The organism is Pseudomonas sp. UME65 (genome assembly GCF_014170225.1).
Classification (GTDB): domain Bacteria; phylum Pseudomonadota; class Gammaproteobacteria; order Pseudomonadales; family Pseudomonadaceae; genus Aquipseudomonas; species Aquipseudomonas protegens.
Genome location: NZ_LZZQ01000011.1, coordinates 351,953 through 367,244 on the forward strand (window position 1 = coordinate 351,953; position 15,292 = coordinate 367,244).

The following is a 15,292-nucleotide window of genomic DNA, read 5'->3' on the forward strand; positions in this document are numbered from 1 at the left end:
TGTGCAAATGGCCGAGTGCGTTAGCATCGCACCCGCAAATTTCTGCGCGCAATCGACAACGGCCTGCCATTCGAAGCACTCAAGCAGATGACCGCCGTGCGCAGACACCACAATAAAATGGCTTCAGGGGACTTGAGATGAAGAAGTATCTTTCGCTGCTGCTGGCGGGTGCCGCAGCCCTGCTGGCGGTCAACACGGCCCAGGCCGGCGCAATCGACGACGCGGTCAAGCGCGGCACGCTGAAAGTCGGCATGGACCCGACCTACATGCCGTTCGAGATGACCAACAAGCGTGGCGAAATCATCGGTTTCGAAGTCGACCTGCTCAAGGCCATGGCCAAGTCCATGGGGGTCAAGCTGGAGATGGTTTCCACTGGCTACGACGGCATCATCCCGGCCCTGCTGACCGACAAGTTCGACATGATCGGCAGCGGCATGACCCTGACCCAGGAACGCAACCTGCGCCTGAACTTCAGCGAACCCTTCATCGTGGTCGGCCAGACCCTGCTGATCCGCAAGGACCTGGAAGGCACCATCAAGTCCTACAAGGACCTGAACAGCGCCGACTACCGCATCACCTCCAAGCTGGGCACCACCGGTGAGATGGTCGCCAAGAAGCTGATCGCCAAGGCCAAGTACCACGGCTACGACAACGAGCAGGAAGCGGTGCTGGACGTGGTCAACGGCAAGGCCGACGCCTTCATCTACGACGCTCCGTACAACGTGGTGGCCGTCAACAAAGTGGGCAATGGCAAGCTGGTATTCCTCGACAAGCCGTTCACCTACGAGCCCCTGGCCTTCGGTTTGAAGAAGGGCGATTACGACAGCATCAACTTCATCAACAACTTCCTGCACCAGATCCACGAAGACGGCACCTACGATCGCATCCATGACAAGTGGTTCAAGAGCACCGAGTGGCTCAAGGACATGGAATAGGTGTCAGGCAACTGACTTGTGGTTGATCGCGAGCAAGCTCGCTCCTACAGGGCGCATAGCGTTTTTGTAGGAGCGAGCCTGCTCGCGACGATGCCCACCCGGGCTCTGCCGAACCTCCCCGCTGCAAACCGCTGGAACCTGCAAAGTGAACAAACACAAGAAAGCCCAATGGCCCTGGCACGTGCTGACCGTGCTGGTGCTGATCGGTCTGGCTGGCGCGCTGTACTACGCCACCTCGTTGATGTCCTACGAGTGGCGCTGGAACCGTGTCCCCCAGTACTTCGCCTATCAGGCCGAAGAGTCCCAGCGGGCGGCGGAAATCTCCACCGTCGCCGAGGTGGTGCGCCAGGGCGGCAAGGCACAAGTCACGCTGCGCGGTGACTCGGGTGCCGAGCAGCATCTGAGCGTCGATGAAAGCAGCTTGCAGGTGGCTAGCGGCGATGACGTTGCCGAAGGCGATGTCATCGGCGTGACCCGGCACTGGGCCGCGGGCCCGCTGTTGTGGGGCCTGTGGACCACCTTGTGGCTGTCGGTGGTGTCCGGCGTGCTGGGGCTGCTGATCGGCCTGGGTACCGGCCTGTGCCGGTTGTCCAGCAACCCGACCCTGCGCGACCTGTCGACGATCTATGTCGAACTGGTGCGGGGCACGCCGCTGCTGGTGCAGATCTTCATCTTCTATTTCTTTATTGGCACGGTGCTCAATCTGTCCCGGGAGTTCGCCGGGATCGCCGCGCTGTCGCTGTTTACCGGGGCCTATGTGGCGGAAATCGTTCGCGCCGGGGTGCAGTCCATCGCCCGCGGGCAGAACGAAGCCGCTCGCTCCCTGGGGCTCAGCGCCGGCCAGTCGATGCGCCATGTGGTGCTGCCCCAGGCCTTCAAGCGGGTGCTGCCGCCGCTGGCCGGGCAGTTCATCAGCCTGGTCAAGGACACCTCCCTGGTGTCGGTGATCGCCATTACCGAACTGCTCAAGAGCGGCCGGGAAGTCATCACCACGTCGTTCTCGCCATTCGAGATCCTGTTCTGCGTGGCAGGCCTGTATTTGTTGATCAACCTGCCGCTGTCGAAGATGGCCAGCCGGCTTGAGCGGAGGCTCGCGCAAAGTGATTGAAGTCCGCGATCTGGTAAAAGTCTTCGACACCCGCGGCCAGGTGGTGCGCGCGGTGGATAACGTCACCACCCAGGTGGCCAAGGGCGAGGTGCTGGTGGTGATCGGCCCGTCCGGCTCCGGCAAGTCGACCTTCCTGCGTTGCCTCAATGGCCTTGAAGAGTTCGATTCCGGCTCGGTGAGCATCGACGGCCTGCAACTGGCCGACCCGAGGACCGATGTGAACGCCTACCGCCGGGAAGTCGGCATGGTGTTCCAGCACTTCAACCTGTTCCCGCACATGACCGTGCTGGAAAACCTCTGCCTGGCGCAGAAGGTGGTACGCAAGCGCGGCAAGCAGGAGCGCGAGGCCAAGGCCCTGGCGTTGCTGGAAAAGGTCGGGATCGCCCAGAAGGCCCACGAGTTTCCTTCGCGGCTTTCCGGTGGCCAGCAGCAGCGTGTGGCCATCGCCCGGGCCCTGGCCATGGAACCCAAGGTGATGCTGTTCGACGAGCCGACCTCGGCCCTGGACCCGGAAATGGTCGGCGAGGTGCTGGATGTGATGAAGACCCTGGCCCTGGAAGGCATGACCATGGTCTGCGTGACCCACGAAATGGGCTTTGCCCGGGAAGTGGCGGATCGGGTGCTGTTCTTCGATCACGGCAAACTACTGGAAGACGCGGCGCCGCAGGTGTTCTTCGACGCGCCGCAAGACCCGCGGGCCCAGGCTTTCCTGCGCCAGGTGCTGTAAGGCCGGCTCCTGCATTTCCCGGTAGGAGCCGGCTTGCCGGCGAAGCGGCTCAGACCCGGAAACGCCCCACCAGGCTTTGCAGGTGAATCCCCAGCCGCGCCAGCTCGGCGCTGGACGCGGCGGTTTCCTCGCTGGCCGATGACGTCTGTTCAGACACATCCCGCACATTCAACACGCTGCGGTTGATCTCTTCCGCCACCGCGCTCTGCTGCTCTGCTGCCGCGGCGATCTGCTGGTTCATCGCCTGGATCGCCGACACGGTACGGGTGATGTTTTCCAGGGAACCACCAGCCCGGCGTGTCAGCTCGACACTGCTGTCGGTCAGGCTGCGGCTGGTATCCAGGGTGCTGGCCACCTGCTGGGTGCCGCTTTGCAGGCCAACGATGAGTTCAGCGATTTCTTCGGTGGATTGCTGGGTACGTTGCGCCAGGCTGCGGACTTCATCCGCCACCACGGCAAAACCCCGCCCGGCTTCACCGGCCCGGGCGGCCTCGATGGCGGCGTTCAGGGCCAGCAGGTTGGTCTGCTGGGCCACCGACTTGATCACATCCAGGACGCTGCCGATCTTGTCGCTTTCCTGCTTGAGATGGCCCATGGCCTCGGTGGAATGGCCCACCTCGCTGGCCAGGCGCTCGATCTGGGCGATGGCTTCGTTCACCACCCGGTCACCCTCGCGGGCCTGCTGGTCGGCCGCCACAGCGGCCTCGGAGGCCTCCTCGGCGTTGCGCGCCACTTCCTGCACGGTGGCGGCCATTTCGTTCATGGCCGTGGCCACCTGGTCGGTCTCGACTTTCTGGCTGTTGACCCCGGCGCTGGTCTGCTCGGTCACCGCGGACAGTTGCTCGGCGGCGCTGGCGATCTGGGTCACCCCGTCGCTGATGCCGCCGATCAGTTCCCGCAGGCTCACCGTCATGCGCTGCATGGCTTTCTGCAGTTGGCCCAGTTCGTCGCGGCGCTCCACGGCGAGGTTCTGGCTCAGGTCCCCGGAAGCCACGCGCTCGGCGGCCTTGAGGGTCTGCTGCAGCGGCTGGGTGATCTGCCGGGTGATGGCCCAGGCGGCGATCAGGCCGAACAGCATGGCCAGCAAGGTGGCGATCAGCAGGGTGCTCTTGGCCTGCGCGGCGTCGCTGTCACGCTTGGTGGTTTGGGCCACGGTCAGCTGCTTGCTCAGGTCCATCAGCCGGTCGCCCTGGGCGGCCATGCGCTTGAGCGCAGCCGCGCTGGCTTCTTCGGCGTCGCTGTAGGCGCTGACGGCCATCCGGTAGGCCTTCAGCGAGTCGCTGGCCTGTTGCAGGTTGGCAACGTGCTGCTCGGGCAGGCGCGAAGGCAGGCTGGTGAGGTTGTTCAGGGCGTTGTCGATGGCGTCCAGCGCCGGCTGCTTGGCCTCAGGCTTGGCGCTGTAGGTGTAGCCGCGTACCTGGAAGCGTGCCTGCTGGATCAGCTTGGACAGGTCGATCACGCTATTGAACTGCGCCACGCTGTCGCCTTGCAGCAGTGAGTTTTCAACCTCCGCGACCCGGGCCACGGCATTGTCCGCGGTGGCGCCAAGCTGGGACCTCGCGGCCTCGCGGTTGGCGGTGGCGCGAGTCATGTCGGCAAAGGCCTTCTGGTATTCGGCCACGGCGTCCAGTTGCCGGTCGACCATGGTGATGCTTTCCGGTTGCTGCAGTTGCGCGCGAGCGTCCTGCAGGCCGTCGTCGAGTTGCTTGAGGAAGTCGTTGACCGCTGCCGGGCCGTGTTCACCGCGGCTCATCTCGTAGTTGAGGCGGGCGATGCGCAGGTCCTTGGTCAGGGCGTAGATAACGGAAATATTGCCCAGTTTGTCGCCCCGGTCGATCACCCGGCTCAGGCCGGTCCAGCCGGTGGCGGTGATCAGCAGGGTCAGGAGCAGTACCAGGCCGAAGCCGATACCCAGCTTGAGGCTGACGCTTACGTTTCCCAGGTTTCTGGCTAGCCAACGGTACATTCTGCGAACTCCCTTTTAGCAATGTGCGCTTAACCATAGGCTATCGGCGGGAGTGGGGGATTCTGTAGCTTGACTGGCTAGTTGCCATTACGACCGTGAGGTCCGGCTGGCCACTTGGCCAGCACGCACGTGGGGGCTCAGAACAGGCGCGAAAGCAGGGCGGTGACCGCGGTTTCGACCCGCAGGATGCGTTCGCCCAGTTGCACCGGTTGCAGGCCGGCCTTGCCCAGAAGATCGATCTCGTAGGGAATCCAGCCGCCTTCCGGGCCAATGGCCAGGGTGACGGCCTGGTCCAGCCCGCGAGGGCAGGGCGGATATGGGCCAGGGTGGCCCACCAGCCCCAGGGTGCCAGCACTGAGGGCCGGCAGGCGGTCTTCGACGAAGGGCTTGAAGCGTTTTTCGATCAGGACGTCGGGCAGCACGGTGTCACGGGCCTGTTCCAGGCCGAGCACCAGGTGTTCGCGAATCGTTTCGGGTTCCAGGAACGGGGTCTGCCAGAAGCTCTTTTCTACCCGGTAGCTGTTCACCAGCACCAGCCGCGGCACGCCCATGGTTGCTATGGTCTGGAACACCCGGCGAAGCATTTTCGGGCGCGGCAGGGCCAGCACCAGGGTCAACGGCAGCTTGGCCGGTGGCGGCTGATCGAGGGTCACTTGCAGTTCGGCTTCAGCAGGCTCCAGGCGCAGTACCTGGGCACTGCCCATCAAGCCGCCAATGCGCCCGACCCGCAGGCTGTCGCCGACCGCCACCCGATGCACGTCCTGCATGTGGGTCAGGCGTCGGTCGCGCAGCACTACGCGGTCGGCCGCAATGAAATCGGCCTCTTCCAGAAGCAGCAGGTTCACGCTTGGGTCGCTGGCGGCTGGTCGTTGTGGTCGTCGGCCGGTTCATCGTCCGGGTGCTCGCCACGTTTGCTGATCAGCCCGCCGAACAGCACGCCGATCTCGAACAGCAGCCACATGGGCACGGCCAGCAGGGTCTGGGAGAAAATGTCCGGCGGGGTGAGGATCATGCCCACCACGAAGCAGCCGATGATCACGTAAGGGCGGATCTTGCGCAGGTACGCCACGTTGACCACGCCTATCCACACCAGCAGGACCACGGCCACCGGGATCTCGAAGGCCACGCCGAAGGCGAAGAACAGGGTCATGACGAAATCGAGGTAGCTGGTGATATCGGTCATCATCTCCACGCCGGCCGGGGTGGCGGCGGCGAAGAACTTGAAGATCAGCGGGAACACCAGGAAGTAGGCGAACGCCATGCCGATGTAGAACAGCAGGATGCTCGACACCAGCAAGGGCACGGCAATGCGCTTTTCATGCTTGTACAGGCCGGGGGCGATAAAGCCCCAGATCTGGTGCAGGATCACCGGGATCGCCAGGAACAGCGAGACCATCATGGTCAGCTTCAGCGGCGTGAGGAACGGCGAGGCGACGTCGGTGGCGATCATCGTCGCGCCGACCGGCAGGTACTGGCGCAGCGGTGTGGAGACGATGGTGTAGATCTGCTGGGTGAAGGCGAACAGCCCGGCGAAGATGATGAAGATCGCCGCTACGCAGCGCAGCAGGCGGGTGCGCAGCTCGGTGAGGTGCGACACCAGCGGCATGTGTTGGTCGTTCTCTGGGATATCGCTCATGGTGCTCGCGGCGGCAAGGTGGAGTCGTGGGGGGCCGTGGTGGCGGGTGTTGCCACTGGGGCTGCGGGCGCTGCGGTCGGTGCCGGTGCTGGTGTCGATGGCAGAGGCGCGGGCACTTCGCTGGCTGGCGGCGCTTCGGCGACCGTAGCGGCGCCTGGCGCGTGAATCGTCTGCTCGGCCACAGGCTCTACCGGAGTCGGTTGCTGCTGGATCGGGGCGAGGATTTTCCGCGCTTCCTGCTCCAGGGACAGAATGTGCTCGTTGTGCAGTTGCCGGCGGATTTCGTCGGCACCGATTTCACGTTCAACTTCCTGTTTTATCGCGTTGAAGCTGCGCTTGAGGCGCCCGACCCACAGGCCAGCGGTGCGCGCAGCGCCGGGCAGGCGCTCGGGGCCGAGCACCAGCAGGGCCACCAGGCCCACCAGCAGCAGTTCAGAGAAGCTGATACCAAACATTAGTCAGTGCTCACGAGTCTTTGCGGGTCGGCTCTTCGACTTTCTGCGCCTGCACATCGATGGTGTGCGGCTGGCTCAACGGCGCGCTCTGCTGCGGCTGAACCGGTGGCACAGGCTGCGCTGCTGGCGGGACCACGGGTTCGGCAGGCTTTTCGTCGTCATTCATGGCCTTGCGAAAGCCCTTGATCGATTCGCCGACGTCGGTGCCCAGGTTCTTGAGCTTCTTGGTGCCGAATACCAGTACCACGACCACCAGGATGACGATCCAGTGTTTCCAGTCAAAAATGCCCATGCTGCGTTTCCTCTTAGAAAGTTGTTCAGGCGGACGGACGCGAGGCTTTCTCGGCGTGTCCGGACAAACCGAAGCGGCGGTCCAGCTCATCGAGCACGGCCTGGGGATGCTGCCCCAGCTGCGCCAGCATGACCAGGGTGTGGAACCACAGGTCCGCGGTTTCGTAGATCACATCGCTGCAGTCGCCGCTGATGGCGGCGTCCTTGGCGGCGATGATGGTTTCCACCGATTCTTCGCCGACTTTTTCCAGAATCTTGTTCAGGCCCTTGTGGTACAGGCTGGCGACGTAGGAGCTGTCGGCTGCGGCGTCTTTACGCTCTTCCAGCACCTGGGCCAGACGGGTGAGGGTATCGCTCATGTCAGTGTCCTGCAGAATAGATCGCGTGCGGGTCCTTGAGGACCGGTTCGACGGTTTTCCACTCGCCATCTTCATAGACGCGGTAGAAACAGCTGTGGCGGCCGGTATGGCAGGCGATGTCGCCGATCTGCTCAACCATCAGGATGATCACATCGGCGTCGCAGTCCAGGCGCATTTCATGAAGCTTCTGCACGTGCCCGGATTCTTCGCCCTTGCGCCACAGCTTGCCACGGGAACGTGACCAGTAGATGGCGCGATTCTCGGCAGCGGTCAGGCTCAGGGCCTCGCGGTTCATCCAGGCCATCATCAGTACGCGCCCGGTCTTGTGATCCTGGGCGATGGCCGGCACCAGGCCGTCCGCATCCCATTTGATCTGGTCCAGCCAATCTTTCATTTTCGACTCCGACAACCGGGCTCTACCCGCTGGTGACGCCTCGGCGATTTCGACAGTTTGCCAGCAGGTCGCGCCACTGGCTATCGGCGAACGATCAGATACAAACCGACCGCAATCATGATGCCAGCAGGCCAGTGCCCCAGCTCATGCAATGGACCGCCGGCGGCCAGGACCGCGCCACCGCCCAGGTGGGCAGTGCCCAGCAGGCGCAGAAACCAGTCGTCCTTGCGCTTGTGCCAGGGCGCCGGCGGATCGGCGGCATGGGGCTGGGACATGCGCTCCAGCAGGTCGCGGGTCATGTTGGCCAGGTGCGGCAACTGTTCGATCTGGCTGTGGATGTTGCCGAGCACGGCCTTGGGGCTGACCCGTTCGCGCATCCAGCGTTCGAGGAAGGGTTGCGCGGTGTTCCACAGGTCCAGGTCCGGGTACAGCTGGCGGCCCAGGCCCTCGATGTTGAGCAGGGTCTTCTGCAGCAGCACCAGTTGCGGCTGCACTTCCATGTTGAAGCGCCGAGCGGTCTGGAACAGGCGCATCAGCACCTGGCCGAAGGAAATGTCCTTCAGCGGTTTTTCGAAGATCGGCTCGCACACGGTGCGGATCGCCGCCTCGAATTCGTTGAGCTTGGTTTCCGCCGGGACCCAGCCGGAATCAATGTGCAACTGGGCCACGCGGCGGTAGTCGCGCTTGAAGAAGGCAAACAGGTTGCGGGCCAGGTAGTCCTGGTCTTCCGGGGTCAGACTGCCGACGATGCCGCAGTCGATGGCGATGTACTGCGGGCTCCAGGGCTGCACGGTGCTGACGAAGATGTTGCCCGGGTGCATGTCGGCGTGGAAGAAGCTGTCGCGGAACACCTGGGTGAAGAAGATCTCCACGCCACGCTCGGCGAGCATCTTCATGTCGGTACGCTGGTCGGCCAGGGTGGCCAGGTCGGTGACCTGAATGCCGTAGATGCGCTCCATCACCAGCACTTTGGGCCGGCACCAGTCCCAGTAGACCTGGGGTACATAGAGCAGCGGCGAGCCTTCGAAGTTGCGCTTGAGCTGGCTGGCGTTGGCCGCCTCGCGCAGCAGGTCGAGCTCGTCGTAGATGGTTTTTTCGTAGTCGCTGACCACGTCCACCGGGTGCAGCAGGCGCGCGTCGGCGGAGAGCTTTTCCGCGGCACGGGCGAGGATGAACAGCCACGCCAGGTCCTGGGCGATGATCGGCTTGAGCCCGGGGCGGATCACCTTGACCACCACTTCTTCGCCGGTCTTGAGCTTGGCGGCGTGCACCTGGGCCACCGACGCCGACGCCAGGGGCTCGATGTCGAAGCGGCTGAACACGTCGCTGATCTTCTTGCCCAGCTGCGCTTCGATCAGGGCCACGGACTTTTGCGAGTCGAACGGCGGCACCCGGTCCTGCAGCAGCATCAGCTCGTCGGCAATGTCTTCCGGCAGCAGGTCGCGGCGGGTCGAGAGGATCTGCCCGAACTTGATGAAGATCGGCCCCAGGTCCTGCAACGCCAGGCGCAGGCGTGCACCGCGGCTCAGGTCCAGCGGCTTGCGCGGGAACCAGCGCCAGGGCAGGGCGAAGCGCAGGGCCAGGAGGAACCAGGGCAGGGGCAGGTCGAACAGCAGGTCATCGAGGCGGTAGCGGATCACGACGCGCTGGATGCGCAACAGACGGCGGACGGCAAGCAGCTTCATGCGTTATCGCTTGGGTCAAGGGATCGGGAAAGGCGCTCCAAGCGCGCCTCGAGACGTTCCAGGTCGAGTTTGGCCTGATCCAGCTCGCGAAAGCGCGCTTCGGCTTCGCGCTGACCCACCAGGGTCCGCGATTCTTCGGCGAGGAATTCGGCGAGGTTCTGGTTGAGGCTGGCAAATCCTTGCTGATACCAGCGGGCGCGGCTGCGCACATGGCCACTGAACAGCTGGGTGGCCACGGGGCCCAGCCAGCGCGAGAGCTCGTACTCCCAGTCCAGCTCCAGGTCCTGAAGGGTTGCTGCCAGGTCCAGCAGCACGCCGCTATCGCCTTCCAGCTCCACTTCGGGGCCGTGCAGGACCGCGGTCTTGTCCTTGCTCAGGGCCAGGCGCAGCAGGCTCGAGGCCGGTGCGCGCAGGGTGCAGTCCGGGTCCGCGGCCCACTGGCTGGCGAGCATCAGGCCTTCATCGCTGGGCAGGATGAACAGCTGCAGCGCCGGGTTGCGGCATTCCACGGCGATCACCTTGCCATTGAGGTGCTGCAGGCGCGGCAGCGCCGTGCTGTCCAGACGCAGCACCCGATTGATGCCGGTCTCGACGCTGGCGAGCAGGCCGCTGAGCAACATCAGGGCTTGATGCCGCGGTGCAGGGCGACGATGCCTGCGGTCATGTTGTGATAGGTCACGCGGTCGAAACCGGCCTCGACCATCATCGACTTCAGGGTTTCCTGGTTGGGGTGCATGCGGATCGATTCGGCCAGGTAGCGGTAGCTTTCCGAGTCGTTGGTGATCAGCTTACCGGCCAGGGGCATGAAGGCGAACGAGTAGGCGTCGTAGACCTTGGACATCAGCGCGTTGGTGGGCTTGGAGAACTCCAGCACCAGCAGGCGACCACCGGGCTTGAGCACCCGCAGCATGGAGCGCAGGGCGTCTTCCTTGTGGGTCACGTTGCGCAGGCCGAAGGCAATGGTCACGCAGTCGAAATGGTTGTCCGGGAACGGCAGTTTTTCCGCATCGGCCTGGACGAACTCGACGTTGCCGGCCACACCCAGGTCCAGCAGGCGGTCACGACCGACCTTGAGCATGGATTCGTTGATGTCGGCCAGTACCACTTGGCCGGTCGGGCCCACCAGGTGGGAGAAACGCTTGGTCAAGTCACCCGTGCCGCCGGCGATGTCCAGTACGCGATTGCCGGCGCGCACGCCGGACAGCTCGATCGTGAAGCGTTTCCACAGGCGGTGCATGCCACCGGACAGCACGTCGTTCATCAAGTCGTACTTGGCCGCTACCGAGTGGAACACCTCAGCGACTTTTTCCGCTTTCTGGCTTTCAGGAACATTCTTGAAGCCGAAGTGAGTGGTGGGTTCGGCATCGCTGCCTTTGCGCTGATCAGTCATATCGCTGTCACCAAAAGAGAATGCGGGACATTCTAATGCCGGTGGCGGTCTTTGTCTTGGCAAGGCTGAATGTAAGATAGCGATCCGCCGGGACGTTTTGACGCACGCAGGGTCAAGATGCTTCAGGCAAGTCCCGAAACAGCAGGAGACCTTCAATGGCCCGTATTAGTGTTGAACGTGCCCATGGCCTGGGCAAGCAGGCAGCCCGTGAAAAGGCCGACAAACTGGCGCAGAAACTCGCCGATCAATATGGCCTGGAGCCGCAGTGGGCAGGCGATACCCTGAACCTCAAGCGCTCGGGCGTCAAAGGCGCGGTGCATGTGGGTGAAGAGTCGATCCGCATCGACGTGGAACTGGGGATGTTGATGTCGGCCATGAGCGGCACCATCAAGTCGGAAATCGAAAAGGCTCTGGACAAGGCTCTGGTCTGAACCGGCTCCTACATGAATTCATGACAGTCGTTAGGGTGCCGATTCTAATTTTTCTCTCTAGGTTGTGCCTCAGGTCCTCTTTCCGAGGGCAGTTCCTCAAACCTTCTGCGCGTGAGGTGCACCATGGCCAAAGTAATTCTGAAGAAAAAAGTTGATGCCCAATCGACTGCTCTGAGTGAAGTCAAATCCTATGCCCGCAAGATCTGGCTGGCAGGCCTGGGGGCCTACGCCAAAGTCGGTCAGGAAGGCAGCGAGTACTTCCAGGAGTTGATCAAGGCTGGTCAATCCGTTGAAAAGAAAGGCAAAAAAGTTGTCACTGAACAACTTGAAGCAGCCAACAGTCAGATAGATGGCGTTAAAGGGGATGTCAGCACTCTTAAAGGCAAAGTCGAAGTGCAACTGGACAAGGTCGAGAAGGCTTTTGACACGCGCGTCGCCAGTGCCTTGAATCGTATCGGCATTCCGTCTAAACATGACGTTGAGACACTCTCTGCTAAGCTCGATGAGCTGACGGCGTTGCTCGAACGTGTCGCGCGTAAACATTAAGGAGAACGGGATGGCTGGTAAAAAGAATACTGAAAAAGAAGGCAGCTCGTGGATCGGGAAAGTCGAAGAGTACTCCCGTAAAATTTGGCTTGCTGGTTTAGGCGTGTACTCGAAAATCGACTCTGACGGCAGCAAGCTTTTCGAGACATTGGTCAAAGATGGTGAGAAAGCCGAGAAACTGACTAAGAGCGTAGTCGGCAAGAAAGTTGATGCGGCCAAAGATTCCGCAACTTCGGCCAAGTCGCGTATCAGCGACGTCAAGGATCGCGCCCTGGGTAAGTGGGATGAACTGGAAGGCGCTTTCGACAAGCGCTTGAACAGCGCCATCTCGCGTCTGGGCGTGCCTAGCCGCAACGAAGTCAAGGCCCTGCACGACAAGGTCGATACCCTGACCAAGCAGATTGAAAAACTCACAGGTGCCAAGGTTGCGCCGGTTGCAGCCAAAACTGCAGCTGCCAAGCCTGCTGCAAAACCCGCAGCCAAGCCTCTGGCCAAGCCTGCCGCTAAGCCTGTCGCCAAGGCCGCCGCTAAACCCGCAGCCAAGCCGGCCGCGAAAACCGCAGCCGCCAAACCAGCGGCCAAACCGGCTGCCAAGCCTGTAGCGGCCAAGCCCGCTGCCAAGCCAGCAGCCAAGCCCGCGGCGAAAACCGCAGCGGCCAAGCCAGCGGCCAAACCGGCCGCCAAGCCTGCAGTGGCGAAAAAGCCTGTGGCCAAGAAGCCTGTGGCTGCCAAGCCAGCGGCCAAACCAGCAGCCAAGCCCGCTGTTGCGGCCAAGCCTGCAGCCCCGGCTCCGGCCAGCTCGGCGAACTCCGCCGCAGCCCCGAGCCCGGCTGCAACCCCGACTGCCGCGCCAGCTCCAGCGACGCCAAGCAGCCAGTCCTGATCGCATCAGGAATAAAAAACGCCCGGCCTGGGAAGGCCGGGCGTTTTTTATTGAGGCGTTCTAGCCCTGCTCATCCAGGTAGCACAGCGCCATCTGTTCGGTGGCCATCTTTGCCGGCGGCAGCAGGTGTGGCGCCACCAGCATCATGATCTGGTAGACCACCAGCCGAACTTCGCCTTCGCGATCGAGAATCCGCTGGTAATCCAGAGAGAACAGCAGGGTCATGGTGATCTGTTCCACCAGCTGCCCCAGGGCCTGGGTGCCGCTGACCAGTTGCCCCTGAGCCTTGAGCCGGGCCAGCAACGAGGCCAGGGTGCGTTTCAAGGCATTGAGCAGGTTGCGAATGCCCTTGGCCAGTTTTGGCAGGCGCCCGGCCAGGTTGGACAGGTCCTGAAATAGAAAGCGGTAGTGGGCCAGGCGCTCGACGATCAGGTGCAGGAACAGCCAGTAGTCTTCCGCCGCCAGCTGGACGTCGGACGGTGGGTCCAGCAATGGCGTCAGTTCGTTCTGAAAGCGCTCGAACAGGCCGAGCACCAGCGGCTCCTTGCCATGGAAGTGGTAGTAGAGGTTGCCGGGGCTGATCCCCATTTCATTGGCCACCTCCATGGTGGAGACATTGGGCTCGCCCTTTTGATTGAACAGTTGCAGGGCACATTCGAGTATCCGGTCGCGGGTCTTCATCCTGACTTCTTGTCGGTCCATTGAAGGGGCACGGCTCCGGCGTGGAACCGTGGTGCAAAGTGTCTTCAGCGCACGCGCACGTAGGTGCCGGGCGCAGCCTCCATCGGCGGATAGTTCTGGTTGCCCAGGGTGGTGAGGGTTTCCCGCTGCGCCCCCGAACGCTCCTGGACCCAGGTCAGCCACTGGCTCCACCAGCTGCCGTCCACATGCTCGGCATCGTAGTACCAGGCCCGCGGGTCGCTGCTGAGCTTGCGGTTCTCCACGTAATTGGCCTTGGGATTGCTCGGCGGGTTGAGGATGCTCTGCACGTGGCCGCTGTTGGACAGCACGAAGCGCCGTTCGCCGCCCAGCAGCAGGGTCGAGCGGTAGACCGCGTCCCAGGGCGTGATGTGGTCGTTGATCCCGGCCACGCTGAAGCTGTCCACCGTGACCTTCTGCAAGTCGATCGGCGTGCCGCAGACTTCCAGCCCGCCGACATGGCTCAGGGGGTTGTGCTTGAAGAAGTCCAGCAGATCGCCGTGCAGCGCGGCCGGCAACCGGGTGCTGTCGTTGTTCCAGTAGAGAATGTCGAAGACCGGCGGCTCCTTGCCCAGCAGGTAGTTGTTGACCCAGTAGTTCCAGATCAGGTCGTTGGGGCGCATCCAGGCGAACACCTTGGCCATGTCGCGACCGTCCAGTACCCCTTGCTGATAGGAGCGACGCTTGGCCGCTTCGAGGGTCTTCTCGTCGGCGAACAGCGTTGCCGGGCTGTCCATCTGGCTGTCCAGCAGGCTCACCATGTAGGTCGCGCTGGATACCCGGCGCAGCTGGCGCTTGGCCTGCAGATGGCCTTGCAGGGCGGCGATGGTCAGCCCTCCGGCACAGGCTCCCACCAGGTTGACTTCGCGACTGCCGGTAATCGCCCGGGTGACGTTCAGCGCTTCTTCGGCCGCCTCGACGTAGGTCGACAGGCCCCACTCGCGGTGCCGCACATCCGGGTTGCGCCAGCTGACCATGAACACCTGCAGGCCGTTTTTCAGCGCGTACTGGACGAAGCTGTTGGTCGGGCTCAGGTCGAAAATGTAGTACTTGTTGATTTGTGGCGGCACGATCAGCAGCGGCTTGGCGTACTGTTTTTCGCTCATGGGGCTGTACTGGATCAGCTCCAGCAATTCATTGCGAAACACCACTGAGCCCGGGGTGACCGCCAGGTTCTTGCCCACCTCGAAGGCGTGCTTGGTCACCTGGCTGGGCAACCCGTTGTTGTGCAGCAGGTCATCCAGCAGGTTGCCGATGCCCCGCACCACGCTGTTGCCCCCGGTGTTGAAGATCTCCTTGAGGGCCAGGGGGTTGAGCAGGGTATTGGAAGGCGCAACGGCATCATTGAGCAGGGAAAAGGCAAAGTGTGCCCGCGCCCGGTCGTCCTCGCTCATGCCACTGTCGTCGATCCAGTGGCGCACCTGCTTCTGCCAGCTCAGGTAGGCCTGCAGGCCGCGCCGGTAGAAGGGGTTGAGGCTCCAGGCCGGGTCGGCGAAGCGGTTGTCCTTGGGGTTGGTCTTGTGCAGGGTTTCCCCCAGCAGCACACGCCCCAGCTGGCCGCCCAGGGCCAGGGTATGCCGGGCACTGTGCAACGGATTGCGCAGGCTGTGGGCCGCCAGGCTGCGCAAGGTGGAGAACAGGTCCCGGCCGCGCAGGCCGGTGATCGCGCTCTGCGCATTGATATACGCGGCGGGTGACGGCAATGAGCCCGTCGCAGGTTTGTCTTGCATGAGTCAACACTCCTTCGTCAAACCACTAACAAGCAGACCAATCCAAGACAGACAACA

General features: G+C 62.9%; 18 protein-coding genes and 1 pseudogene. 6 read left to right on the plus strand and 13 right to left on the minus strand.

Annotated features, from left to right (window positions below):
* The first annotated feature begins 137 nt into the window (after window positions 1–137).
* The 3 genes from A9971_RS12610 (at window position 138) to A9971_RS12620 (ending at window position 2,770) form a co-directional block, all read left to right on the plus strand.
* Complete coding sequence (locus tag A9971_RS12610) at window positions 138–935, plus strand: transporter substrate-binding domain-containing protein (protein WP_019095754.1); 798 nt, start codon at window positions 138–140, stop codon at window positions 933–935.
* A gap of 145 nt (window positions 936–1,080) precedes the next feature.
* Window positions 1,081–2,043 carry an amino acid ABC transporter permease gene (locus A9971_RS12615; RefSeq protein WP_011058791.1) on the plus strand — a complete coding sequence of 321 codons (963 nt, stop codon included), beginning with the start codon at window positions 1,081–1,083 and terminating at the stop codon, window positions 2,041–2,043.
* Complete coding sequence (locus A9971_RS12620) at window positions 2,036–2,770, plus strand: amino acid ABC transporter ATP-binding protein (RefSeq protein ID WP_011058792.1); 735 nt, start codon at window positions 2,036–2,038, stop codon at window positions 2,768–2,770. The genes A9971_RS12615 and A9971_RS12620 overlap by 8 nt, the downstream gene beginning before the upstream one ends.
* Before the next feature lie 49 nt (window positions 2,771–2,819).
* Here the strand turns inward: A9971_RS12620 and A9971_RS33145 are convergent, their stop codons facing one another.
* From A9971_RS33145 to ubiE, 11 genes and pseudogenes are all read right to left on the minus strand, one after another.
* Complete coding sequence (locus tag A9971_RS33145; protein WP_370059461.1) at window positions 2,820–3,692, minus strand: methyl-accepting chemotaxis protein; 873 nt, start codon at window positions 3,690–3,692, stop codon at window positions 2,820–2,822.
* Window positions 3,675–4,736 (minus strand): annotated as a pseudogene (locus A9971_RS33150) (methyl-accepting chemotaxis protein); the annotation flags it as partial. The gene A9971_RS33145 and the pseudogene A9971_RS33150, both read right to left, overlap by 18 nt.
* Window positions 4,737–4,873: 137 nt before the next feature.
* A complete protein-coding gene (locus A9971_RS12630; RefSeq protein WP_011058794.1) occupies window positions 4,874–5,581 on the minus strand; it encodes a 16S rRNA (uracil(1498)-N(3))-methyltransferase in 708 nt (235 codons plus the stop codon).
* Window positions 5,578–6,372, minus strand: coding sequence for a twin-arginine translocase subunit TatC (gene tatC, locus A9971_RS12635; protein WP_011058795.1), 795 nt, complete (start codon window positions 6,370–6,372; stop codon window positions 5,578–5,580). Before tatC ends, A9971_RS12630 begins: the two co-directional genes overlap by 4 nt.
* On the minus strand, window positions 6,369–6,827 hold the full coding sequence (tatB, locus tag A9971_RS12640) for a Sec-independent protein translocase protein TatB (protein WP_183000666.1): 459 nt from the start codon (window positions 6,825–6,827) through the stop codon (window positions 6,369–6,371). Before tatB ends, tatC begins: the two co-directional genes overlap by 4 nt.
* A gap of 10 nt (window positions 6,828–6,837) precedes the next feature.
* Window positions 6,838–7,119, minus strand: a complete 282-nt coding sequence (locus A9971_RS12645) for a twin-arginine translocase TatA/TatE family subunit (RefSeq protein ID WP_077933226.1) — start codon at window positions 7,117–7,119, stop codon at window positions 6,838–6,840.
* A gap of 25 nt (window positions 7,120–7,144) precedes the next feature.
* Complete coding sequence (locus tag A9971_RS12650) at window positions 7,145–7,477, minus strand: phosphoribosyl-ATP diphosphatase (RefSeq protein ID WP_011058798.1); 333 nt, start codon at window positions 7,475–7,477, stop codon at window positions 7,145–7,147.
* Between the two features lies 1 nt (window position 7,478).
* Window positions 7,479–7,871, minus strand: coding sequence for a phosphoribosyl-AMP cyclohydrolase (hisI, locus tag A9971_RS12655; RefSeq protein ID WP_011058799.1), 393 nt, complete (start codon window positions 7,869–7,871; stop codon window positions 7,479–7,481).
* 80 nt (window positions 7,872–7,951) lie between these two features.
* Window positions 7,952–9,556, minus strand: a complete 1,605-nt coding sequence (gene ubiB / locus A9971_RS12660) for a ubiquinone biosynthesis regulatory protein kinase UbiB (protein WP_011058800.1) — start codon at window positions 9,554–9,556, stop codon at window positions 7,952–7,954.
* Window positions 9,553–10,176, minus strand: coding sequence for an SCP2 domain-containing protein (locus tag A9971_RS12665; protein WP_015633857.1), 624 nt, complete (start codon window positions 10,174–10,176; stop codon window positions 9,553–9,555). The genes ubiB and A9971_RS12665 overlap by 4 nt, the downstream gene beginning before the upstream one ends.
* Window positions 10,176–10,946, minus strand: a complete 771-nt coding sequence (gene ubiE, locus A9971_RS12670; RefSeq protein WP_011058802.1) for a bifunctional demethylmenaquinone methyltransferase/2-methoxy-6-polyprenyl-1,4-benzoquinol methylase UbiE — start codon at window positions 10,944–10,946, stop codon at window positions 10,176–10,178. The genes A9971_RS12665 and ubiE overlap by 1 nt, the downstream gene beginning before the upstream one ends.
* 155 nt (window positions 10,947–11,101) lie before the next feature.
* Between ubiE and A9971_RS12675 the strand changes: the two genes are divergently transcribed.
* From A9971_RS12675 to A9971_RS12685, 3 genes are all read left to right on the plus strand, one after another.
* Entirely contained in the window at window positions 11,102–11,377 is a 276-nt protein-coding gene (locus A9971_RS12675) for a polyhydroxyalkanoic acid system family protein (protein WP_011058803.1), read from the plus strand.
* 123 nt (window positions 11,378–11,500) lie between these two features.
* Complete coding sequence (locus A9971_RS12680) at window positions 11,501–11,923, plus strand: phasin family protein (protein WP_011058804.1); 423 nt, start codon at window positions 11,501–11,503, stop codon at window positions 11,921–11,923.
* Window positions 11,924–11,933: 10 nt separating this feature from the next.
* Window positions 11,934–12,806: a phasin family protein gene (locus tag A9971_RS12685; protein ID WP_011058805.1), complete on the plus strand. Its 873-nt coding sequence runs from the start codon at window positions 11,934–11,936 to the stop codon at window positions 12,804–12,806.
* A gap of 60 nt (window positions 12,807–12,866) precedes the next feature.
* Here A9971_RS12685 and A9971_RS12690 read toward each other — a convergent pair whose 3' ends face one another.
* Window positions 12,867–13,487 carry a TetR/AcrR family transcriptional regulator gene (locus tag A9971_RS12690; protein WP_183000667.1) on the minus strand — a complete coding sequence of 207 codons (621 nt, stop codon included), beginning with the start codon at window positions 13,485–13,487 and terminating at the stop codon, window positions 12,867–12,869.
* Window positions 13,488–13,552: 65 nt separating this feature from the next.
* Window positions 13,553–15,235 (minus strand): class II poly(R)-hydroxyalkanoic acid synthase, encoded by a 1,683-nt coding sequence (gene phaC / locus A9971_RS12695; RefSeq protein WP_011058807.1) that lies wholly within the window; start codon window positions 15,233–15,235, stop codon window positions 13,553–13,555.
* Window positions 15,236–15,292 lie beyond the last annotated feature (57 nt).